The organism is Paraburkholderia humisilvae, from assembly GCF_902859855.1.
Classification (GTDB): Bacteria; Pseudomonadota; Gammaproteobacteria; order Burkholderiales; family Burkholderiaceae; genus Paraburkholderia; species Paraburkholderia humisilvae.
Window position 1 is genome coordinate 180,778 of record NZ_CADIKH010000005.1, and the last position, 22,210, is coordinate 202,987.

At 62.9% G+C, this 22,210-nt stretch carries 17 protein-coding genes and 1 pseudogene; 12 read left to right on the top strand and 6 right to left on the bottom strand.

Annotation, left to right across the window (positions count from 1 at the left end):
- Nucleotides 1-52: 52 nt before the first annotated feature.
- Nucleotides 53-1,873: a sensor histidine kinase gene (locus HV796_RS06800; protein ID WP_175225701.1), complete on the bottom strand. Its 1,821-nt coding sequence runs from the start codon at nt 1,871-1,873 to the stop codon at nt 53-55.
- Nucleotides 1,874-2,410: 537 nt separating this feature from the next.
- Here HV796_RS06800 and HV796_RS06805 point away from each other — a divergent pair.
- A complete protein-coding gene (locus HV796_RS06805) occupies nt 2,411-3,076 on the top strand; it encodes a response regulator transcription factor (protein WP_217477854.1) in 666 nt (221 codons plus the stop codon).
- Nucleotides 3,077-3,157: 81 nt separating this feature from the next.
- Here HV796_RS06805 and HV796_RS06810 read toward each other — a convergent pair whose 3' ends face one another.
- The 3 genes from HV796_RS06810 to HV796_RS06820 form a co-directional block, all read right to left on the bottom strand.
- On the bottom strand, nt 3,158-4,045 hold the full coding sequence (locus tag HV796_RS06810; RefSeq protein ID WP_175225702.1) for a LysR family transcriptional regulator: 888 nt from the start codon (nt 4,043-4,045) through the stop codon (nt 3,158-3,160).
- 265 nt (nt 4,046-4,310) lie between these two features.
- The gene (poxB, locus tag HV796_RS06815) at nt 4,311-6,044 is read right to left on the bottom strand and encodes a ubiquinone-dependent pyruvate dehydrogenase (protein WP_175225703.1); all 1,734 of its coding nucleotides are present in this window, start codon (nt 6,042-6,044) and stop codon (nt 4,311-4,313) included.
- A 485-nt stretch (nt 6,045-6,529) separates the two neighbouring features.
- The gene (locus HV796_RS06820; protein ID WP_175225704.1) at nt 6,530-8,470 is read right to left on the bottom strand and encodes a sensor histidine kinase; all 1,941 of its coding nucleotides are present in this window, start codon (nt 8,468-8,470) and stop codon (nt 6,530-6,532) included.
- 267 nt (nt 8,471-8,737) lie between these two features.
- Here HV796_RS06820 and HV796_RS06825 point away from each other — a divergent pair, with 267 nt between their 5' ends.
- From HV796_RS06825 to HV796_RS06845, 5 genes are all read left to right on the top strand, one after another.
- Nucleotides 8,738-9,721, top strand: coding sequence for a substrate-binding domain-containing protein (locus tag HV796_RS06825; protein WP_175225705.1), 984 nt, complete (start codon nt 8,738-8,740; stop codon nt 9,719-9,721).
- A gap of 551 nt (nt 9,722-10,272) precedes the next feature.
- Nucleotides 10,273-10,587: an H-NS family nucleoid-associated regulatory protein gene (locus HV796_RS06830; protein ID WP_175225706.1), complete on the top strand. Its 315-nt coding sequence runs from the start codon at nt 10,273-10,275 to the stop codon at nt 10,585-10,587.
- Between the two features lie 188 nt (nt 10,588-10,775).
- Nucleotides 10,776-11,906 (top strand): ATP-binding protein, encoded by a 1,131-nt coding sequence (locus HV796_RS06835; protein ID WP_175225707.1) that lies wholly within the window; start codon nt 10,776-10,778, stop codon nt 11,904-11,906.
- A 286-nt stretch (nt 11,907-12,192) separates the two neighbouring features.
- Complete coding sequence (locus HV796_RS06840) at nt 12,193-13,941, top strand: IlvD/Edd family dehydratase (protein WP_175225708.1); 1,749 nt, start codon at nt 12,193-12,195, stop codon at nt 13,939-13,941.
- Nucleotides 13,942-13,955: 14 nt separating this feature from the next.
- Nucleotides 13,956-14,765, top strand: a complete 810-nt coding sequence (locus tag HV796_RS06845; protein ID WP_175225709.1) for a GntR family transcriptional regulator — start codon at nt 13,956-13,958, stop codon at nt 14,763-14,765.
- Nucleotides 14,766-14,801: 36 nt separating this feature from the next.
- Here the strand turns inward: HV796_RS06845 and HV796_RS06850 are convergent, their stop codons facing one another.
- The gene (locus tag HV796_RS06850) at nt 14,802-15,695 is read right to left on the bottom strand and encodes a LysR family transcriptional regulator (RefSeq protein ID WP_175225710.1); all 894 of its coding nucleotides are present in this window, start codon (nt 15,693-15,695) and stop codon (nt 14,802-14,804) included.
- A 140-nt stretch (nt 15,696-15,835) separates the two neighbouring features.
- Between HV796_RS06850 and HV796_RS06855 the strand changes: the two genes are divergently transcribed.
- Together HV796_RS06855 and HV796_RS06860 are read left to right on the top strand one after the other, a co-directional pair.
- On the top strand, nt 15,836-16,273 hold the full coding sequence (locus HV796_RS06855; RefSeq protein WP_175225711.1) for a VOC family protein: 438 nt from the start codon (nt 15,836-15,838) through the stop codon (nt 16,271-16,273).
- Between the two features lie 30 nt (nt 16,274-16,303).
- Nucleotides 16,304-16,702 carry a hypothetical protein gene (locus HV796_RS06860; protein WP_175225712.1) on the top strand — a complete coding sequence of 133 codons (399 nt, stop codon included), beginning with the start codon at nt 16,304-16,306 and terminating at the stop codon, nt 16,700-16,702.
- 74 nt (nt 16,703-16,776) lie between these two features.
- Here the strand turns inward: HV796_RS06860 and HV796_RS06865 are convergent.
- Nucleotides 16,777-17,666 (bottom strand): annotated as a pseudogene (locus tag HV796_RS06865) (alpha/beta fold hydrolase).
- Between the two features lie 239 nt (nt 17,667-17,905).
- Between HV796_RS06865 and HV796_RS06870 the strand changes: the two are divergent.
- The 4 genes from HV796_RS06870 to HV796_RS06885 are packed head-to-tail and all read left to right on the top strand — an operon-like array spanning nt 17,906 to nt 22,169.
- Nucleotides 17,906-18,541 carry a hypothetical protein gene (locus HV796_RS06870; protein WP_175225713.1) on the top strand — a complete coding sequence of 212 codons (636 nt, stop codon included), beginning with the start codon at nt 17,906-17,908 and terminating at the stop codon, nt 18,539-18,541.
- A complete protein-coding gene (locus HV796_RS06875) occupies nt 18,538-20,544 on the top strand; it encodes an integrase (RefSeq protein WP_175225714.1) in 2,007 nt (668 codons plus the stop codon). Before HV796_RS06870 ends, HV796_RS06875 begins: the two co-directional genes overlap by 4 nt.
- A gap of 28 nt (nt 20,545-20,572) precedes the next feature.
- Nucleotides 20,573-21,553: an AAA family ATPase gene (locus HV796_RS06880; protein WP_175225715.1), complete on the top strand. Its 981-nt coding sequence runs from the start codon at nt 20,573-20,575 to the stop codon at nt 21,551-21,553.
- Nucleotides 21,519-22,169 (top strand): TniQ family protein, encoded by a 651-nt coding sequence (locus HV796_RS06885; RefSeq protein ID WP_175225716.1) that lies wholly within the window; start codon nt 21,519-21,521, stop codon nt 22,167-22,169. Before HV796_RS06880 ends, HV796_RS06885 begins: the two co-directional genes overlap by 35 nt.
- Nucleotides 22,170-22,210 lie beyond the last annotated feature (41 nt).

The following is a 22,210-nucleotide window of genomic DNA, read 5'->3' on the forward strand; positions in this document are numbered from 1 at the left end:
TTCGCACGCTCGCGGCGCCGTTCGCGCCGCCACGACGCGACGTGACGGCGAATCACCGCGACTGTCCGTGCAGCTGACCGACCGGGATTGAATCGATCGGAATCAGCATCGTGTTGCGCTGCGCATGCGCGAACGGCAGCCGCAGATGCAACGTGGCGCCTTGTTTGCCGCGGCCCGGGTCCTCGCGATTGGTGGCCCACAACAGGCCGCCGTGCGCCTCGATAATCGAGCGGCAGATCGCGAGACCCATGCCCATGCCGTCCTGCTTGGTTGTGAAGAACGGCTGGAAGATGTGGTTTGTGTCGTCGAGGCCGGGCCCGTGGTCACGGATCTCGATCAGCAGATGATCGATGCCGTCGCGTGTCGAGCGGATCACAAGCCGCCGGCGGTGAACGGCGACGTGCCTGAGCGCGTCGATCGCGTTGTCAACCAGATTGAAGAGCGTCTGCTGGATCTGCAGACGGTCCGCGTTCAGCGCCGGCAGCGCTGCATCCAGATCGAGTTCGAGCGCGATCTGATGGTGCCGCAGTTCGCGGTGCATCAGCCCGAGCACTTCGTGAATGGTCGCGTTGATATCGAACGGCCCGATGATCGGCTGCGCCTGACGGAATAGCGCGCGAATGCGGCGGATCACCTCCGCGGCGGTGGTGCCGTCGCGTACGATCCGCTCGGCCGCGGTCGCGGCGCGCTCCAGATTCGGTTGCTTCGCGCGCAGCCAGTTGAGGCATGCGTGGCCATTCGTGACCATCGCGGCAAGCGGCTGGTTGACCTCGTGCGCAATCGACGCGGAGAGTTCGGCGACCGTCGCGATCTGCGAGGCGCGCGACAACTGTGCTTGCGTGTCACGCAACGCGTGCGCGGTCGTCATGCTTTCGTGCACGTCCATGTGCACGCCATACCAGCGCACGATGCGTCCTTGTGCATCGTGCAACGGCTGCATGCGCGTTTCGATCCAGCGGTATTCGCCATCGTGGCGGCGCAGCCGGTAGGTCGTGGTCAGCGCAATGCCCGTCTCATGCGAGCGGCGCCGCCCGGCGATCACGCGCGATGCGTCGTCGGCATGCAGCAGGTGCGTGCAGCCGCTGTCGATCAGTTCGCTTGCCTCTTTGCCGACGAACTGCAGCACTTGCCGGTTCGCGTACTGCAGACGCCCTTCGGCATCGGTGATGACGACCATGCAAGGAAAGCTGTCGATTGCGTTGCGCAACGCCTCTTCGCTCGTGTCCTGCACCTGCGCGGGCGGGTGGTGCACGCCGCTGTACGGGCCAGGCGCGGCGCCGGCGTCGCCCCGGGTGCTCGTGCTGGACGCTAGCACCGTCGTCGCAGGGATGGGGCCGGGCGACTGCGCGACGTTTTCGCGGGCGAACCCTCCGGCCCGATTGCCGACCGGGTCGCCGAACAGCGTGACCCGGTCGACGCGCGCGACACGCGTGAACTCGTCAGCGACACTAAACGTTGCTGGACCCGTGCGCGCTCGATCAGTCCATGGTGCGGCGGCGGACGTACCGGGCGCCTGCGAAGCCCGTTCGTGCAGTGCGCTGCGTGCCTTGCGCCGGGACGTGACCAGATCGTTGACGATCACACAGACGATCACGAACACAATCAGCCGGGGAATCTCACCTGCCGCGAGCACATTCGCGGGTGGCAGTGCGATCAGAAATATAAAACAGACGAGCGATGACGCAAGCGTGACGAGGCCCGCCGCGCGGCCGCCGTAGAGCGAACTCATGATCACGGCGAGCAGATAGCACGACGCATGGGCCTTCGTGAACCACGCGAGCAACGTCGCACCTGCGGTCAACAGCAGAGCGACGGCGTAGTGCCGCAATCCGGTTGTCGCAGCGGAGTACGAGTACGTGGGATGAGCAACCATGTTTGACCTCGCGAGATCGCGCTTCTGCTAACGGACCGATGCGCAAACATACGCAGTCTTTGCACGTCTGTGATGAGTGCAAGGCATTTGTCGGTAAAGGCGGCGTCGCCGGACCAAGGGGAAGGGCATCCCTATTATGAGGCAACTTACTGATGCCTGGTATTACGCCTGCGCCCATGCATGCGGGCTTGCGTGTGGCTCATTGAATATAAACGCGGCACTCACGCGCTCAAGCGCGCGATGATCGGGCGACCGACCGCCACGGATCGTTTCAGCGCTTGAAATACGCACGTCGTTACAGTGTGCTTTCATCGTTGCGGTTTTGGTAAAACACTTAGTAGCGCTAGCTTCACGCCGCTTCGTTACGCCGCGCGAACGGATTTCCATGGCTCGCGTTGCACGGCTTGAAACAATGGCCGTCGCGTAGCGGTCCGCGATGATTACCGCATCGTCCGCGATGAAAATTTTCAACGATGCGATTTGCCAATCTGCTCTACAGTGTCGCTTTCGATGCGATTTTGCTACTTGACGCACGCAATGGACATCAGTTGTGAAGAGGCGGTGGCTTATGTGGTCGACGACGACTCGCGCATTCGTGAATCGATCAGCGAACTGCTCGGGTCAGAGGGAGTTGCAACAATCGGGTTTGATTCGATCGCGCGCTACCGTGCGTTCGAACGTCCTCCGAAGAATGCGTGCCTGATTCTCGACATGCGCTTGCCCGACGGCACCGGGCTCAATCTGCAGACGCAACTCGCGGGCAGTGATCATCCGCCGATCGTGTTTATTTCCGGGTACGCGGATGTTGCATCGTCGGTGCGCGCGATCAAGGCGGGCGCAATCGATTTTCTGATCAAGCCGTTTGGCCATCACGAACTGATGCAAGCGGTCAGAACGGCGTTCGAACAGGACCGCAATGCCCGCGCGATGCGCGCCGAACATGCGCGGCTTCTGGGGCGGTTTTCGTTACTGACGCCGCGCGAACGCGAAGTGCTGCCGCTCATCGCATCAGGCTTCCTGAACAAGCAGGCCGCGGCAATACTCGGTATCAGCGAGGTCACGCTGCAGATTCATCGCGGGCACGTGATGCGCAAGATGGCCGCCAGGTCATTGCCGCATCTGGTGCGGATGGCCGACCGTTTGCGCGTATCGGGCGAGTTGCCCGCGCGCGAGCCGGACCGCGCGTCAGGTAATGCGGGTTAGGGGTGCGGGCCAGGCGTGCGAGGGCAGGTGCGGCATGCCGCGCCTTCTGCTGTGGGAGGCGCCGCGCGCAGCCGGCGCTGTTTACGCGAGGGCTTCGGAAATCGCCACGTCGTCGAACGCCTGGATCTGCTCGAGACTCATATCGACGAAGCGCAGCACTTTCGGTGACACATGCTTGCGGGTCGGATAAGCCACTTGCACATCGATGGACGGCAGTTTCGCTTGGTGCAGCACTTGCGCGAGCTGGCCTGCGGCGAGTTCATCGGCGACCGCGTAGGCCGGCAAAATCGCAATGCCGATGCCCTCGCGCACCAGTAGTTTGAGTGCCGCAACGCTCGAACTCACATGCAGCCTGGTACAGCCCGCGGCGCTCAGATGCCGCGCGAAGCCCTTGATACACAGGATGCGATGCTCGCGCACGTCGTCGAATGAAAGCAGTTCGCGCCCTTGCAACCAGGATGGCGTGCAACAGGCGATAAATTGGCAGCGGTTCGCGTCATGCGTCGTGACGTCGTCGGACAGCAGCATGTTTTCGTTGACGACTGCGACGTCGAAGCCTTCCTCGACCAGATCGATCGGGCGGTCGACCAGTGTCAGTTCGATCGATACGTCCGGATATCGCTTGCAGTAGGCGGCGACCAGCGGTGAAGCGAGCGCGATGGCGAGCGCACACGGCATCGCAATGCGCAATTCACCGGACGGCGTCGCGCCTGCGTTTCCCGCGCACGCTTCGGCCTCGGCAGTGGCGGCGAGAATCTCGTGGCAGCGTTGGGCGAACTCATAACCGATCGCGGTCGGCGTGACCTTGCGCGAACTACGCTGCAGCAGCCGTGCATTCAGGTGGGCTTCGAGCTGGGCGACCGCGCGCGTGACCATCGGCCTCGACAGCCCGAGGGTGCGCGCCGCCGACGCGAAGCTGCCGCAATCGGCAACCTGTAGAAACACGCGCATCGTAAAGAGGCGATCCAACCGGAACCTCGCGATCGATCCATGCAAAGGCGCTCTGCCCGGCAATACGCGCGGCAGGCGGACTGTCGCGGCGCAGTGGGGTGGCGGCAAGCGGCCCTGCCGCAGGACGTTTCAGCGTTCCTCGAGCATCAGCGTGATCGTAGTCGTTCGGCGAGGTCGCCCGCTTGTGCTAACGCACGGAAATTTGCATGACTGCCGGTGCGTATTCGCTGACGGGTCTTCGTGTAAGTGCGTTGAATTCACCTGGATGGAACACGGCCTCGCGCTATCGCCACAGGTTGGTTTGCGCGAGATCGATCACCTCGTCGGTATTGCCGTTCAGAATCGCCCTCAGCATATAGAGCGAGAAGCCCTTCGCCATTTCGAGGTTGATCGATGGCGGCATCGCGAGTTCCATCCGGTTGACCACTGCATCGATCAGGACCGGTCCATCATGCTTGAACGCTGCCGCAATACCCGCTTCGACCTCGGACGGCTTCTCGAGCCGGATCCCCTTGATGCCGATCGCTTCGGCCATGGCGGCGAAGTTCGGATTGTGCAGGTCGGTGCCGAATGGAATGAATGACGTGGACTTCTGTTCGAGTTCGATAAAGCCGAGCGCACCGTTGTTGAACACGCAGACTTTGACCGGCAGACCGAGTTGCGCGAGGCTCAGGAAATCGCCCATCAGCATCGCGAAGCCGCCGTCGCCCGACATCGAGATCACCTGGCGGCCCGCAAACGCGGACTGTGCGCCGATCGCCTGGCCCATCGCGTTGGCCATCGAGCCGTGCCAGAACGAACCGATCAGGCGCCGCTTGCCGGTCATCGTGATGTAGCGCGCGCCCCACACGGTGGGCAGGCCGACATCGCACGTGAAGATTGCGTCGTCACTCGCCTGATCGCTCAATGCCTTCGCAATCTGCTGCGGGTGGATCAGCGACGCGCGCGAACTCTCGATCGCGAGCGCGTCGAGCTCTTTGCGGGCCTTTTTGTAGTGCTGCTGCGCCTTTTCCAGATGCGCGCGGCTGGTTTTCTTCACGAGCCTCGGCAGCAACGCGCGCAGCGTTGCCTGCACATCGCCGACGATGCCAAGGTCAAGCGAGGCGCGGCGCCCGAGGTTGCCGGGCTGGTGATCGATCTGTGCGATCTTCGCATCGTACTTCGATGGATAGAACTGCATGTACGGAAAGTCGGTGCCGACCATCAGCAGCAGGTCGCAATCACGCATCGCATAGTAGCCCGATGAAAAGCCGATCAGGCCGGTCATGCCGACGTCGTACGGATTGTTCGCTTCGACATGCTCCTTGCCGCGCAGCGAATGCACGATCGGCGACTGCAGGGCTTCCGCAAGCGCCATCACTTCGTGATGCGAGCCTTCGCAGCCGGAACCGCACAGCAGCGTGACGCGTTCGTTATCGTTGAGCAGATCGGCGAGCGCGTCGAGGTCGTCGTCGGACGGCGTGAGCACCGCGCGCGGCGGGATGAGTCCGGCCGAGGTTACGATCGGCGCCTCGACCGCCTCCTGCAGCGCGACGTCGCCCGGAATCACAATCACGGATACGCCGCGCTTGCCGATCGCTTCGCGAATCGCGATTTCGAGCGTGCGTGGCATCTGGCCTGGAATCGACACCAGCTCGCAGTAGTGGCTGCATTCCTTGAAGAGCGCTTGCGGATGCGTTTCCTGAAAGTAGTTGCTGCCGATCTCGCGCGACGGGATATGCGCGGCGATGGCGAGGACCGGCACACGGTTGCGATGGCAATCGAACAGGCCGTTGATCAGATGCAGGTTACCCGGCCCGCAACTGCCCGCACACACCGCAAGGCTGCCGGTCAGATGCGCGTCTGCGCCGGCGGCGAACGCGGCGACCTCTTCATGACGCACGTGAATCCACTCGATCCCATCGGTTTTGCGGATCACGTCGGTCAGTCCGTTCAGACTGTCTCCGACGATGCCATAGACACGCTTCACGCCTGCGGCGAGCAAAACATCCACGAACTGGTCGGCTACGATCGTCATTGCTGTTCTCCGGTTTAACTCATTGAATCGGCACACGGCTTCGGTGCGGGTGAAGGCTGGGGTACTGGAAGGCAAGTGCAAGCAATCCGTCCGTTGACGTGGCGTCGTTTGGCGGCAGCGCATGTGCAACGGTACAAGCTGGCGTTGTAGACGATGGCCGCCACGTTTGCAAGGCAGCGGGGCGCGTGGCCGCCAGACCTGGCGCACTGGGTTTCGATGCCTATGACATGTTTACGTTATAGGCCTGCCTGACTGCCATTTTCCCGTGCGAAGTTGCAAGCGTACGAAGTTTTGCGGAAACGCGGACCTGCCCTCTGAGGCAGAGTGAGCGCGGCGAAACGGCACCGGACCGGTGACGCGACGCTCGACAAAAGTGATCTGCCAACGCGCCGGGATCGAGCCCGCGCGGCACTTAAGGAGAATGGGTGATGGGTACGACGACGGCTTTTTCCGCAAAGCATTTCAAAATGGCCGCGCGCGGCGTTCTATGCGCTGGCCGGCAGCGTGAACGTAAAGCGTGCGCCGCCCAGCGTCGACACGTTATCGGCGGCGATGCGCCCGCCATGGGCTTCGATAATGGTCCGGCAGATCGCGAGGCCCATGCCCATGCCGCCTTCACTAGTCGTGAAGAACCGCTCGAATAGCAGCGCAAGACTATCCTGCCGGATACCCGGGCCGTTGTCTTCAATCACGCAACAGACCATGCCGGGCGCCGGCACGACCACCGTCAGCGCGATCTTGCCGTTGCCTGCGCCAAGCGGCGCGAGCGCCTGCATCGCATTGACCGTCAGATTGACGACCACCTGTTGCAATTGCGTGCGGTCCGCCATGATGCGCGGTGCGGCTGGCGCTGGCCGATGGAAAATCTCCACGCCCTTCACCTGGATTTCGTGGCTGAGCAACAGCAACGCTTCGTCGATCACCTCGTCGAGGTGCAGCGGATCGCGGCGCGGCTTGCCTTTCGCCGCCATTGCCCGGGTGCGCACGATGATGTCGCTCGCGCGGCGTGCCGACGCGAGCGTTAGCGCGGTCAGTTCGCGCACCTCGTGAAGCGGCGGCTCCGGACGATTCAGCCAGTTCTGGATTGCCTGCGCGCTCGCGGCGACCGCGCCCAGCGGCTGATTGATTTCGTGCGCAATCGACGCCATCAGTTCGCCGAGCAGCGAAATACGACCGGCATGCGCAAGGTCTGTTTCGAGCTGCTGCAGCTTGTCACGCACGCGCACGCGCTCGGTGATGTCGATCAGGCCGAGCAGAGTCGGCGTGTGGCTGCCGATCGGTTGCGGCCGCGAGATCGTGCACAGCACGTCGATCACGCGGCCGTCGAGCGTCGCCACTTTCATTTCTTCGTCGAAACGGGTCTCACCGTGATAGCGGCTTTCGAACGCGCGACGCAGCGTACCGGGGCTTTCGGTCCAAAGGCGGCCGGCCGGGCCGACCAGTTGCGCGGCGTTGCGCGCGCGCAATAGTTCGACCGAGCGTGCGTTGACTTCGTCGATCGCGATCGCGCTCGTCAGACGGCGCAGCACGTCCGGATTCGCATCGAAATAGGCGTTCAGATCGGTGACGCCCGCTTCATGCAGCGCGGGGAAGATATCGAAGTTGCCGTGCATCTGCATCAGTGCGATCGGCATATCGTGGAACAGATGCCGATAACGCTGTTCGGCTTCTCGTAGCGCTTCTTCCTTGCGGATGCGCATCGCGACATCCTGCTCGAGCGCGTCGTTGGCGGCCCGCTGGTTGCGATACGAGAGTTGCAGGCTCGCACACAGATCGTTGAACGACATCACGACCTGATCGAGCTCGTCGGGCACCGGGGGCGGCCGGCGTTTCAGCGCGAGCGCGGCAGTGGGCCGATGGAAGTCGTAAACGCGCATGAATTGCGCGATCGTCGCGAGATGACGCGTGACGAGCCGCGAGAAGATGAAAAGGATGAACAGCGAAACGAGAAAGGTTTTTGCGCCCTGACTGACGAGAATGACGAGCGCTTCGCCCATCAGCCGCCGATAGACATCGGTGAGCGCCGCCTCGATGTAGAGCGTGCCGATCTGCTTGAGCTGGCCTTCGACAACGCGGTTGATCGGCAGCTCGCGGGTGAGCACCGGTGTGCTCTGCCGGCGCCGCGCCATGATCACGAGCGGATGGCCGGTGCCGGTTTCGCGTACGGTGACGGCCTGGATGTCGGGCAGCTTGAGGATGCTTTCCACCTCGATACGCAGCTGCTCGCGGTCCAGATGCCACAGGCTTTCGCCGATGATGTCCGGATAACCTTCGCCGATTTCGTTCAGGCGGTGCTCGATCAGACCGACATCGTAGCGGTAGTCCAGGTACAGCTGCACGGCGGTCATGATCAGTGTGATCACGGAACTGAAGATCAGTACGCCGATCAGAAGGCGCATGCCGACGCCGCGGCGCATGCCTGCCATGGTTTGCCATGGCTCGCGGGTCGCGCTGGGCGGCACGGTCGGCCGCCATCCTTCAGTGCGGTCCGCACCCGCCGCGGACGCGCAACCGGGTCCAGTCGCGTCACGCCGGAACGTGGTTTTTGCTCGCCGTGGCAAGTCGCCCCCCAGTTCGAATTCAGCCTACTAGTATAGTAAGTACGGCTGTGGGTAGCAGCGAGGGCATGCACGCTAAACATATGAAGCAAGCGGCTCACGCGGATATCACGGTGTCACGGAAGAGGTGCTGCGATGAGCTGCGAACGGGTGCGGCGCAGGTGGCTTCAGGTGGCGGCTGGTTTGATCGGTGTGCTTGGCCTGACCGGCCTCGCGTGCCTGACCGGTGCGAGCGGTATCGCGCGTGCCGCGGGTTACGGCGCGGTGCTGGCCGGCTCGCAAAGCGAATTCTGGAAGGCGATGGAGGACGGCATTACGCAGGCCGCCTCGGAGCAAAAGGTGCAGGTCGTGGTGCGCAGTCCGGTCGACGATGATCCGCAAACCACGTCGCAGAATCTGCAGCTGAAAATGGTGCAATGGATGATCGACTCCGGCGTGAAGTCGATCATCCTCGCGCCGATTCCGGTCAGCGGCGTGAAGACGCCGGTTCAATTGCCGGTGCCGGTGGTGTTCGTCGACAGGCCGAGCAACGACTATCGGTCGCTTGCAACCATCTCGACAGACAATTACGCAGCCGGGCGGGCGGCCGCGCATACATTGCAGGACGCGCTGCCGCGCGGCGCGAAAGTCGGCGTGCTGCGGCTTGCGCGCGACGTCGTGTCGACCAGCGCGCGCGAACAGGGTTTTATCGACGCAGCCAAAGAGATGGGCTTCGATATCGCTGTCGACGCGTATATCGGGCACGGCATCCACGAGCCTGAACTGGCCGCGGTCGATGCGATCAAGGCGTATGGCCACCCGCTCGATGCGATCTTCACACCGACCGACTTCACGACCCTCGCCGCCGTGCGCGCGCTCGAAGACCTTGCGCCGAAGCAGCGTCCGAAGCTGGTCGGCTTCGACTATCGGCCCATCTTCCGGCAATACCTGCAAACGGGCGTGCTCTATGCGGTGATTGCGCAGGACGCGTATCAGATGGGCTACGTCGCGATGCAGACGTTGCTGAAGGCGGAAGCGGGCGAGCCGGTGCCGCCGCGGATCAGCATCGACGTGCTGTCGCTGACCGCGACCAACATCGGCGATCCGACGATCAGCATGAAGCTGCGTCAGTACCGGTAGCGTCGCGCAACGCAGTGGCCGCGCAAGCGGCTCGCGACGGGGGGCTCGTGATGCGTGGCTCGCGTTGCGCGCGGCGGCCCACCCTTCAGCCAATCCGGCCCGGCATGTGGCCGCACTATCCGCCGCCGGTATGCGGCGGCATCAGCGAATGGCGGCGTATTGCGGTCGCGGCGACCGGAGTCGGCGCGACGATGCGTCCTCAATGGTTTCACGACCTGCATGTGCATCGGGTCGCGTCGACGGAAAATGCGCGCCAAGTCGAATTTTTTCCGGTTCGGCAACTTGAATTCGCCGATGGGATGTTGAAAGTGCCGACGGGGCAGGGTTGGGGTTCGGGTTCGATGAAGCAGCGCTGGAACGGTATGCGATCGATGCGTGGAGTTGATCCAGGCCGCGCGCCGCGCAAGTGCGGGGTCGGGACTCGCCGTGGTCGTTAGATAAGGCACCGGTGCGTTGAAACGGGCATGTTTTGCGATTCGTGAGCATCGCGGCAGGCCGTGGGTACGTTCAGCCCGTTATACTCAGGCGGAAATAACCACGATGTTGCGCACATGAACAAAAGAATTGCCGACGGCGAGGCTCGCGACCGCCTGATCATCTGGATCCGCCGTCGAATGGAAGAATTCGGCATCACGATCGACGCGCTGGCCGCATCGATCGAGCACGATCGACGTCATCCTCCGCTGTACCGGGACGCGCGCGGCAACGAGTGGAACGGCCAGGGGCCGATGCCCGGCTGGCTGCAGGCCGCGAAACACGCGGGCGTCGACCCGGATTTTTTCCGTATCGCAGCGAAGCCCGCTGCGCAGGACGCCGGCACGCAGGAAGCCACTGCGGCTTCCCGCCAGATGGACCTGTTTACCTAGCATTTCCGCTCGCCGTCCATGGGTGCGCGAGGCACGCCCGCGGTGCCGGTTCCTGATTCGTTTCGTTGAGCCGCCGGCGCGCACGAGCGTGATATTCAGCGCCGGTGCCCGTCCGTTTACCTGGGCTTCCGGCGCCGGTATCATCCGGTATCATCGATTTTGAAACTTCTCATGTTTGATGAAACTTCATGAAACTCGATGAAACTCTTCAACCGGATCCGTGGCATTTCGTCAGGCCCGAGCTGGCCGATGCCTATCTTGACGCGTTCGACCTGAAGCTGTCGTCAGCCCGAGGCCTGTTTGCTCGAAGGCGCATGGGCAAAACGGAATTCCTGCGGCGTGATCTGCTGCCGGCGGCGCAGGAGCGCGGCTATCTTGCGGCTTATACGAACTTCTGGGACAGCCGTTCGTCACCCGCGCCGTCACTCGTGTCGGCACTTGCCGACGCACTCGAGCCGCACGGCCTCAGGGCCGTCCTTGCGAAGCTGGGCAATCCGGTCCGCAAGATCAAGGCCAGTGCGAAAATTCCGGGTGGCGTCGAGGGTGCGCTCGAGGCGGAACTGTCGGCGCCAGAAGCCAACTCCGGCGTGGCGCTGCGTGAAGTGCTCAGGCAGCTGGATCGGCAGAAAAAGCCGTTGCTGCTGGTGATCGACGAGGCGCAGGTGCTCGCGCGCGCGGAGCACACCGAGTTCGCGCACGCGCTCCGCGCCGCGCTCGATATCCGCAAAGACCGCATCAAGGTCATTTTCGCGGGGAGTTCCGAAACGACCCTGCGCGAAATGTTTGCGCGCGCCTCCGAGCCCTTCTACAACTGGGCAGCGCTCGAACCGTTTCCGTTGCTCGGCGACGAATTCGTTGCATTCACCATCCGGCTGATGAACAGAATGGCGCGACGCCGGCTGACGCTCGAGCAGGGGAAGTATGTCTTTGAAGAACTGCACCGCACGCCGGAGTTCTTCAAACGATTCATCGAGCGATACATGCTTTATCAGCTTGATGGTCACGAGGCGGCCCTTGCGCATACGAAGGCATCCGTGTTTTCGGATGAAAACTTTCTCAAGCAGTGGACTGCGATGAAAGCCGCCGATCAGATCGTCATCGGTCTGCTTGCGCGCGGCGAGACGGACATCCATAGCGCCGCCGGCCTCAAACGTCTGACGCAACTGCTTGGCAAGATCGCGACGAAGAATACCTCCGCGCAGGCACTGCGCCGGCTGCAGGCCCATAACGTCGTCACGAGGCTCGCGATCGGCGACTACCGGATCGAAGACGAAGCGTTTGCCGAGTGGATTCGCCGGCGTACCGCCCCCGCACGCTGAACGGCCAGCACAAAGTTCAAACGACCGCTTCGATGCCCGGCATCACAAACCCGATGGCCGCCAGCGCGCGCTCCAGGTCCGTGCATTGCCTGTCGTTGAGCGCGACGAGCGGCGGCCGCACGGTATCCCATGCGCGGTCGCGCAGGTAAATTCCGATTGCCGTTTTTAACGCCGGAATAGAAAACGCTAAGAAAGCGCTTACTTGGAGTTCACTATAAGCGCCGATAGAATCGTCGCCAAGATTATTGATAATCTATCGAGCATCATCTGACCGAGGACATCCCCCATGGCTGACAACGCAAACCGCGGCGCAAAAAGGGGTCTGCGCAAAGGCTTGACGAACTACGGCGACGAAGGCTTTTCACTATTCTTGCGACGCGCTTTCATCAAGGGCGCGGGTTATACGGACGATGCGCTGTCGCGGCCGATCGTCGCGATCGCGAATACCGGCAGCGCGTACAACCCGTGCCACGGCAACGCGCCGCAGCTGATCGAGGCGATCAAACGCGGCGTGCAGCTCGCGGGCGGTCTGCCGGTCGAGTTCCCGACCATCTCGATTGCCGAGAGCTTCTCGCACCCGACGAGCATGTATCTGCGCAATCTGATGTCGATGGACACCGAGGAGATGATCCGCGCACAGCCGATGGACGCGGTCGTGCTGATCGGCGGTTGCGACAAGACCGTGCCCGCGCAGCTGATGGGCGCAGCGGCCGCCGGCGTGCCGGCGATCCAGCTCGTTACCGGCGCGATGCTGACCGGTTCGCATCGCGGCGAGCGGGTCGGCGCGTGCACAGACTGCCGCCGCTTCTGGGCGAGCTTTCGCGGCGATCAGATCGACGAGGCGGAAATCGACGCGGTGAATACGCAACTGGTCGCGACCGTCGGCACCTGCTCGGTGATGGGTACCGCAAGCACGATGGCGTGCATTGCCGAGGCGATGGGCATCATGCTGCCGGGCGGCGCATCGCCGCCCGCCGTGAGCGCGGACCGGATCCGCATCGCGGAGCGCACCGGCACGCAGGCGGTCGCGATGATCAGCGCGGGTCTCACGCCCGCGAAGATCCTCACGCCGAAGGCGATCGAAAACGCATTGCGTGTGCTGCTCGCGATTGGCGGATCGACCAACGGCATCATCCATCTGACCGCCATCGCGGGCCGCCTCGGGATCCGCATCGATCTCGATTCGCTTGACCGGATGGCGCGCGAGACGCCGGTACTCGTCGATCTCAAACCTTCAGGCCAGCACTACATGGAAGATCTGCATCGCGCAGGCGGTCTTGCCACGGTGATGCGCGAATTGAAAGACCTGTTGCACCTGGATACGCTGACGGTCACCGGCCGCACGCTCGGAGACGAGCTCGACGCAGCGCCGCCCGCATTCAAACAGGACGTCGTGCGGCCGATCGCGCAGCCGATCTATCCGCAAGGCGGGATCGCGGTGCTGCGCGGCAACCTCGCGCCAGGCGGCGCGATCATCAAGCAGTCCGCGGCGAATGCGCAATTGATGGAGCACGCAGGCCGCGCGGTCGTATTCGAAGACGCGGAGGACCTCGCGCTGCGTATCGACGACCCGGCGCTCGACGTCACCGCGCAGGACGTGCTGGTGTTAAAGCGGATCGGACCGGTCGGCGCGCCGGGCATGCCGGAGGCCGGCTACATACCGATTCCGCGCAAGCTCGCGCGGCAAGGCGTGAAAGACATGGTGCGCATCTCGGACGGCCGCATGAGCGGCACCGCGGCCGGCACTATCGTGCTGCATGTCACCCCCGAAGCGGCGATCGGCGGACCGCTCGCGATCGTGCGCAATGGCGACCGGGTCCGGCTTTCCGTGCAGCGGCGTTCGATCGAACTGCTGCTATCCGACGATGAAATCGCCGCACGGCTCGCCGCTTTGCCGCCGCGCGAAGCCGACCCCGACGCGCGCGGCTACCGCAAGCTATTTCTCGAAACCATCCTGCAAGCGGACGACGGCTGCGATTTCGACTTTCTGCGCGCGCCGAAGGTGGTGGCCACGGTCCCGGGCCGCAAGGATTGACGGAGATGGCCAACATGAATGACGCCGCAACGATCAGGCGCGCCGCGAAAGCAGGCAGGCGCAGCGACCGCGTGTTGAACGCGCATACGGCCGCCGCGCCCACCTTGGTAGCCACTCGCCGCGACCGCGATACCGACCAGCTATCGCGCCGCGTCGCCGAGCAGCTCGAGGATGACATCGTGCTGGGCGTGCTGCATCCGCGCGAACGGCTGATCGAAGATGACCTGTGCGAGCGCTTCGGCCTGAAACGTCATGTCGTGCGTCAGGTGCTCGTTGAGCTCGAGCGGCGCGGCGTCGTCGAGCGGCGGCGCAATATCGGCGCGCTTGTGAAGTCGTTTTCCGCTCGCGAGGTGTCCGAACTGTATGCGCTGCGCACATTGCTGGAGACCCATGCGGCTAGCCGTATTCCGTTTCCCGTCGAGCGCGCGAAGCTCGACGACCTGGAGGCGCTGCAGGCGCGGCATGACGAAGCCGCCGCCCGCGGCAACCTGCGTCGCGTGTTTCGCGTGAACATGGCTTTTCATCGTGCATTCTTCGCGCTATCGGGCGATCAGGCACTGGTTGATGCGATTCACGAGTACGAGCGGCGCACGCATGCGATCCGTTCGGTGTCGATCGTGTTCCCGCAGTATCTGGAAAAGGCCCGCAGCGAGCATCATCAGATCATCGACGCGTTGAAACACGGCGATCGCGAGCGCCTCGTCGATCTGTGCCGTGCGCACCTGCTGCCTTCGCGCGATGCCTATCTCGATGCGCATCATCGGCGCGTCGCCGCAACGGGCCCGCACGCCGACGGCGCCACGCATTCACTGCGAAAAGGGTAAGCAAAGGCCGAACGGCGGGCGGCATGCACGCCGCGCTCAACGTGCGCCGGTATTCTGTGCGGCCATGCTTGCCGCGTCGGCGACGCACTGCGCAAGGTGCCGCACCGCGGCCGGTACTTCGCGGCGGCGGCGCTCGATCAGCACGATGTCGCGGTGGAACGTGTCGGCGCCGAGTGTGAGCGGCACGACGGATTTCGGCAATTTCCCAAGACCCGGCGTGAGCGGCAGCAGCGCGACGCCCAGGCCCCGCGCGACCAGGCGCACGATGCCGGGCAGTTCGTCGAGCTCGATCGCGTCGTCGACCGCGATCCGCATCCGCCGCAGGAACCGGTCCACCTGGCCGCCGCCGAACGAGCGGCGGTCGTACCGGATAAACGGCAGCGACGCCAGCGCGTCGCGCCACGCGGCGCGCGCGTATGCGGCCGGCGCGAGCAGCACGAACGGCTCCCTCGCGAGCGTCTGGCTATCGAGTTCGGCCGGCAGCGCAAACGGCGGCTTGATCAGCAGCGCGAAATCGAGCTCGCCGGCGTCGACCTGGCCTAGCAACCCAAGCGACACGCCCGGCACGACACGCACTTTCCAGCCGGGCCATTCGCGGCGGAACGCGGCCAGCGCGTCCGCGAGAAACGACGTCTGCACTGACGCGATCGCGCCGACGCTCACTTCGCCAGCCGCTTTGAGCGCCGTGCCGCGATCGCCCAGGCGCGCGACTAGCGCAAGAATCTCTTCCGCGAGCGCGAGCGTTTCGCGGCCCGCGTCATTCAGCGTCGCGGAGCGGCCGGTGCGGTCGAACAGCGGATAGCCAAGGTTCGATTCGAGTCGCTGCATCTGCGCGCTGACGGCCGACTGCGTGAGGCCGATCTGTTCGCCGGCCGCGGCGAACGTGCCGTGCCTCGCGACGGCGACGAGGGTCGAAAGTTCGCGGAACATGCGTTCGATTCATCAATATTTTTGGAGCTGAGAATGAAATGATATCGCTTTCAAGCAATTTTGTTTGTAAGTAAACTAGGCTGTAAATACTGCTTTTGCTGTCCGTTTTTTTCTTCCACCGACCACCCACCGAGACTCCCATGACCGATACGACGCAAGGCGCGATGCCGCCGTTCCATCTCGCGTTTCCTGTTCATAGCCTTGCGGCTGCGCGCGCGTTCTACGGCGACCTGCTGGGCTGCCCTGAAGGTCGCAGTTCGCCCGAGTGGGTCGATTTCAATTTCTATGGTCATCAGATCGTCGCGCACCTGTCACCCGATGAAGCGGGTCACCGCGCGACCAACGCGGTCGATGGCGATGCGGTGCCGGTGCGCCATTTCGGCGTTGTGCTGTCGATGCAGCAGTGGGACGCGCTTGCGGGCAAACTGAAAGCGGCGGGCACGAAATTCATCATCGAGCCGCATATCCGCTTCAAAGGCGAAGTCGGCGAACAGGCGACCATGTTCTTCCTCGATCCGTCGGGCAACGCGGTCGAGATCAAGTCGTTTGCCAATATGGCGTCGTTGTTCGCGAAGTAACGAATCAGCGCTCGAAGGAGAGTCACTGTCATGCGGATTAGCGACAATGCAGCCGCGTCGTTGGCTAACGACCCTGCGCCGTCCGGTGCTAACGCGCGCAACGACGGGCCGTCGTTCCAGGACCTGCTGTCCCAACTGAACGACTATGCGGGCAGCGATCCCGGTCAGGGCCTGTTCAATTCGATACTTGCGCAGCTGGGCATCACGCCGCAGCAGTATGCGCAGATGACGCCGCAAGAGCGCGAGAAAATCGAACAGAAGATCCAGGATCTGATGAAGCAGGAAATGCAGGCACGGATCCAGCAGCAAAACCAGACGTTGCAACTGACGCAAGCGCAGCCGGCGGGCGCGCAAACCGGCACGCAGACGGGCACGCAGACGGACACGTCGTCGTCTGGCAAACGCGGCACGATCGACTTCGCGATCTGATCAGAGCAGTTATAACGGTTACAGCGAGGCCGCACGAACCGGTGCTTCGCCGGACCGTGCGGCAGGTCGACGCGTCATGATGACGGGTGCGTTGCACGCTGATGCATAAAGGTATCAATCAGCTTTGCGCACTGCTCGGCCTGTTCATCGAGCGCGAAATGCCCGGCGTCCAGAATATGAATCTCAGCGTTCGGCAGATCACGCCGATACGCGTGCGCCTCGGCAACCTGAAATGACGGATCGTATTTGCCCCACAGCACCAGCGTGCGCGGTTGCGTCTTTTTCAACCACGCCTGCCATGTGGGATACGACGCTACGTTCGTGCGATAGTCGTAAAAGAGGTCGCTCTGAATATCGACTTCGCCAGGCCGGTTCAGAAACGCGAACTCATCCATCCACAGATCCGGATCGTAAAGCTCGACATTCGGGCTCGAGCCGAGATGACGAAGCTTCGTTGCGTTGAATGAAATCAGGTTCTCGCGCAACGCAGCTTCGTTCGGTTCGCGGTTTGCCCAGAATTCCCTGCGCTTGTTCCACAGCGGTCCCAGCCCATCCTCGTGCGCGACCGCATTCTGGATGATCAGCGCATCGACACGCTCCGGGTGCGCAAGCGCCAGCCGGAAGCCGACCGGGCCGCCATAGTCTGCATAAACATCACGTAGTGCGACAAGCCGAGCTTCACGGTGAACGCATCGACCACCTGCGCGAGGTGATCGAACGTGTAGTCGAACTGCGTCGGCGGCGGCGCTGCACTATTGCCGAAGCCGGGGTAGTCGGGCGCGATCAGGTGATAACGGTTCGCGAGCCGCTGGAAGAGCGGATTGAACATCCGCGACGAAGACGGAAAGCCGTGTAGCAGTAACAGCGTCGGCGCATTCTTCGGGCCCGCCTCACGGTAGAACACCGACACACCATCGATGTCGATGGTGCGGTAATGGACCTGTGCATCGCCTGGTTGAGTCATATCGGCTCCATTGGCAGAAGAAAAGGGCGCAAGGCTCAGCGCGATGGAGGCGGCCGCCAGCCGTAGACCGTAATAAAAGCGTCAACGCCCCGAACTAGCAATGACGCGGCATGGCGCTCGCCGGTTGACACTTTTATATCCCGTTGAATCGTAGTAAAAGCGTCAATTCGCGTATGTCCGTATTAAATTCGTCAATTCGCCTCCTACACTTCGAATCCCGTCCGTAAGCTGTTGATCTTATGGAACATTCTCTGCACACCGCAGAGCCGGTCGCGCTCGCCCGTCCGCGCGGAGCACATCGGTTCGAAGCGTTCAGCCCCAAGCTCGCACGCCGGATGACGTTTTATTGCCGCGCCCTGGTTGCGCAGTGGGTGTTGCTCGAAGCCGATCCGTCGGTCATCGCCTTCTGTGAGCGGCCGGGTTACATACAGATTGACAGGCACAAGCGACTCGCGGACTTCTGGGTTCGTTATGTTGATCGGAATGAATTAGTTATCCTTCATGATCGGTCTTACGAAGTCGATGCAACGAAGCCAGATCGAGTTCTCGATGTAGACACATGTACGATCCGGCGGGTTGCGCCGGCTGACCTGGCTGCCGCACGAATCTGGATTGAGAACTGGCAGCGCATGTTGCCGTGCCTGGTTGCCAACCGGGATCTCGTTCCGTCGACGTTGCCGCAGGCGATCGCGCGCTTCGTGAAGGAGCCTCGAAGGTTGCTCGACATCGAGCGAGAGTTTTCGACGGGCGATCCGGTAGTGGTTCGCACGGCCGTGTTTGGCCTGCTGCACAACGGACGTGTCGGTGCACCGGAGCTTCGGACACAACCGCTGTCGCTGCTCACGTCGTTCTCGGCTTTGGACGCGCAGTCATGAACCGCCGCCGACCCGATTTTCAGGCGATCGACGTCGGCACCTGGCCGACCGTTACCAGCGCGGAACTCGATGAGGCCGCACGGCGCGATTTCGAAGCGCGTCGACAGGCCGTGGTGCGTTTCGCAGCCGGGGAGTCAGTTGCGACAATCGAACAGACGACCGGTGTGAATCGCCGGCAACTCTACCGCTGCATCGAAAGGGCAATGCTGCCGCATCCGGACGGCAGGCCGTTCGGTTTTCGTGCGCTGGTTCCCTACATGCGCATCGCGGAGTACGTGCGGATACACCAAGTGCGCGTGCATGGCGAGCGCGGTAGCCGTGGCGCGGCGGGTGCCTTGTCGCAACTGTTCGAGCGTCACCCCGCACTGGCGGGCTGGCTTGTGCTGCAGGTGAAGCAGCGCAAGGTGCTCCTCCGGCAGATCCATACGGATGGCCGGCTGCGGACGCGGCTGCGTGGTCTGCAGGCGCTGCATGACGATTTCCTACGGCAATGTCGCACAGTGGGACTCACGGCTGCGGACTATCCGTTCAATACCGCGGGACATGCGATCCGCTCGCTGTCACGTCACCTGACCGCGGAGATGCTGCGCAGTTTCGGGACGGCAGCCCACCTGGCGGGCGCATCGCACCTCAAGGGCTTGCCGCGCCAGGACGACGAGGCGACCACGCCGGCGGCGACGCGCCCTTACCAGGTGGTGGAATTCGACGGCCACCGGCTCGACATCCGGCTCAAGGTGGTCGTACGCGATCCGCTTGGATTCGAACACGAGTTCGAGATGGAACGCGTCTGGCTGCTTGTGATCATTGACGTGTGCACGCGTGCGGTTCTTGGCTATCACATTGTGCTGGCGAGGGAGTACAGCCGATACGATGTCATCAAGACCATCGAGAAGGCACTGGAGCCCCACCGCCCGCGCACCTTCACAATCGGGGGACTCGCATATGGAGCGCATGACGGCTTTCCCTCCCAACGGTTGCCGGAACTGGCGTACGTGACATGGGAGTGGATGCGGCTCGATAACGCGAAGGCCAATCTTGCCAATGAGACGCTGACCGCGTTGTGTGAATTCGTGGGCTGTCTTGCTGATGCGGGTCCGAAATACAGTCCGGACGAGCGGCCATACATCGAGCGCTTCTTTGGCACGATCGCGAGCCGTCTGTCATCGCGCCTTCCCGGGTACACGGGTTCGCATCCACGCGATCTGCGGCGGGCGCTGGCCGATCCGAAGGGCGACCTGCGTCTGTATGTGTCGATCGACGAGCTCGAGGAACTGGTCGAGTACGCGATCGCGAGCTACAACGGTACGCCGCACAGCGGTCTGAACAACGCGACGCCGCTTGAGGCCATCGAGTACTTCGTGCGCGGCAGGCAGACCATGGTCACGTGGCTTGCCGAACATCATCGCCGCTCCTTATGCCTGATGCAGTCCGCGCGGCGCTGCCGGGTACGGGCATATCTGGACCAGGGTGTGCGACCGCACGTCAACCTGCACGGCGTGCGCTACACGAACAGTGTGCTGGCGACCAGCGCCCATCTGATCGGCCACTACCTGTTGGTCTATCTGAACGCCGACGATCTTCGCTGTGTACGTGCATTTCTCGCCGACGGTACCGAACTGGGCGTGCTCGACGCGCAAGGCGCGTGGCGAGTGGTGCCGCACAACCTCAAGCTGCGCCAGGAAATACGCAAACAGAAGGACGGGCGACGCAGTCGCCAGCTGCCCGACGTCAATCCAATCGAGTCCTATGTTCGGGACAAGCTCGCGCAGGCGAAGAAGACCCGCAAGGCGGCCACAGAGCTTGCCCATACCGTGCGATTGCTTGCGTCTGCACCCAGCGCGCGAACACCCGTCGGCCCTCGAAATGCCCACGCAGTGGAAACAGCGTCGTCACCGGAAACCGCGCCGGCGATCGTCGCGCCGGCATCGACTGTTGTCGAGTCCGCGCCGCGTACACCTGTCCGGCCAAAGAAGCTGTCGATCGGTACCGGCCAGGTGTTCTGACCTGAAACCCTTCATTAAGAGGTGCGTCATGTCGCTAGAGATACCACGTCCCATCGACCCGTCACTTCATCCGCTAGTGTCCGGCAATTACCGTATCGCCACGCCGGCCATCGAGGCCTTCTATGAACTCGTCATGCGCTGCCTGCGCTACCGGATCATGGGAGCGCTCATCTACGGGCCGTCGCGCATCGGCAAGACCCGGGCGATCGAGTACGTGCGTCTGCTGCTGGCACGCGACTACCCAAAGATGACAACCTACCACGCCCAATGCGAGCACAAGCCGCGGCACGCGGAAGGGCCATTCTTCGCGAACCTGCTCGAGGCGGTGGGCGACTACGATCCGAACGCGGGCACGAATCCATCCAGGCGCATGCGCCTGGCGCTGAGGATTCGCGAGGCAGCCGCGAGAGCAGGAAGTGGTACGGTGCTGCTCTTTTGCGACGAGGCGCAGCGGTACAACGAAAACGAATACGAGTGGCTGCGCGACGTGCACGACGCGCTGGACCGGCAGCAGATCAAGCTGTTCACGTTTCTCGTCGGTCAGCAGGAGCTGCTCTCGCAGAAGACAGCGCTGCAGATCGCGGGCAAGACACAGATCGTCGCGCGCCTGATGGTCGAGGAACTGTCGTTCTACGGTATCCGGAATGCGGAGGACGTTGCCACGTGCCTGAACGGATATGACCAGACTGCGTATCCCGAAGGTGGCGAGTGGACTTTTACCCGCTTCTATATCCCGCAGGCCTTCGACTCTGGCTATCGACTCGTCAGCGATGCCGATACGCTCTGGCAAGCGTTCGAAGCGGCGCATCACAAGGCGAATCTGGCGGGTCGGCTGGCCATTCCGATGGAGTCGTTTGCGCGCGCCGTGGAGATTGTGCTGAAGGAAAGCGAACTCAGGGACAGTGCCGGCTATTGCCCGGAGGCTGCTTTATGGACCTATGCTGTGCAGCACTGCGGCTACGTGCAGTCACGCCATGCAACCGGCCGCGTCCTCGTTGCTGCCGCGTAGCGCCGCGTTGCCGCGGCCGCTGAGTTTTCCGATCCTCACACTCGACGAACGCAAACTGACGCCCGCGCTGGGCTACGTCTTCAGCAGGAAGTGGCTCGAGCCCTGCGAGTCGCTCGTCTCGATCCTGTGGAAATTCGAGCGGGCAAACGGTGCGCCCGGGCATACTGTCGCGCGACTGGCGAGACCGGACATCGACCCGTATGAAGGCATTGTTCCCGAACTGGGCGAGGTCGATATCAACCGGTTGCGGGAGAACCTTCTGGCGCCAGTCGGAACGCTGCAAATGGCGTTGCTACAGCCCTCACAGCGGCGACGTTATAGCAACGTCTTTCGCCACTGCCGGCGCTGCATGGCGCACGGTTATCACAGCGTGCTCCATCAGATGGAAAGCATCCGCACCTGTCCTGCCCATCATCGCGCGCTTGAAACTGAATGCCGGCGCTGCGGCTATGAAGCACCTTATCGGATCAGTGTGCAGCTACTGGAAGCACCCTATCGCTGTGCATCGTGCCGCGCGAGCTATGGCGGTCAAGGCTGGATGCCGGATAAACCCTTGATGAAGGCGGAGTACCGCAAAGCGTTCACGCGGCGGTATTTCGAGCGTCACCTGGGCTGACCATCGCGGCGATGGTCATCCCGAAAACGCCACACGGGTGT

Coding starts and splice junctions, on each gene's coding strand:
- HV796_RS06800 (WP_175225701.1), bottom strand. CDS start 1,873: ATGGTTGCTCATCCCACGTACTCGTACTCCGCTGCGACAACCGGATTG.
- HV796_RS06805 (WP_217477854.1), top strand. CDS start 2,411: ATGGACATCAGTTGTGAAGAGGCGGTGGCTTATGTGGTCGACGACGAC.
- poxB (WP_175225703.1), bottom strand. CDS start 6,044: ATGACGATCGTAGCCGACCAGTTCGTGGATGTTTTGCTCGCCGCAGGC.
- HV796_RS06820 (WP_175225704.1), bottom strand. CDS start 8,470: ATGGCAGGCATGCGCCGCGGCGTCGGCATGCGCCTTCTGATCGGCGTA.
- HV796_RS06825 (WP_175225705.1), top strand. CDS start 8,738: ATGAGCTGCGAACGGGTGCGGCGCAGGTGGCTTCAGGTGGCGGCTGGT.
- HV796_RS06830 (WP_175225706.1), top strand. CDS start 10,273: ATGAACAAAAGAATTGCCGACGGCGAGGCTCGCGACCGCCTGATCATC.
- HV796_RS06835 (WP_175225707.1), top strand. CDS start 10,776: ATGAAACTCGATGAAACTCTTCAACCGGATCCGTGGCATTTCGTCAGG.
- HV796_RS06840 (WP_175225708.1), top strand. CDS start 12,193: ATGGCTGACAACGCAAACCGCGGCGCAAAAAGGGGTCTGCGCAAAGGC.
- HV796_RS06845 (WP_175225709.1), top strand. CDS start 13,956: ATGAATGACGCCGCAACGATCAGGCGCGCCGCGAAAGCAGGCAGGCGC.
- HV796_RS06850 (WP_175225710.1), bottom strand. CDS start 15,695: ATGTTCCGCGAACTTTCGACCCTCGTCGCCGTCGCGAGGCACGGCACG.
- HV796_RS06855 (WP_175225711.1), top strand. CDS start 15,836: ATGACCGATACGACGCAAGGCGCGATGCCGCCGTTCCATCTCGCGTTT.
- HV796_RS06860 (WP_175225712.1), top strand. CDS start 16,304: ATGCGGATTAGCGACAATGCAGCCGCGTCGTTGGCTAACGACCCTGCG.
- HV796_RS06870 (WP_175225713.1), top strand. CDS start 17,906: ATGGAACATTCTCTGCACACCGCAGAGCCGGTCGCGCTCGCCCGTCCG.
- HV796_RS06875 (WP_175225714.1), top strand. CDS start 18,538: ATGAACCGCCGCCGACCCGATTTTCAGGCGATCGACGTCGGCACCTGG.
- HV796_RS06880 (WP_175225715.1), top strand. CDS start 20,573: ATGTCGCTAGAGATACCACGTCCCATCGACCCGTCACTTCATCCGCTA.
- HV796_RS06885 (WP_175225716.1), top strand. CDS start 21,519: ATGCAACCGGCCGCGTCCTCGTTGCTGCCGCGTAGCGCCGCGTTGCCG.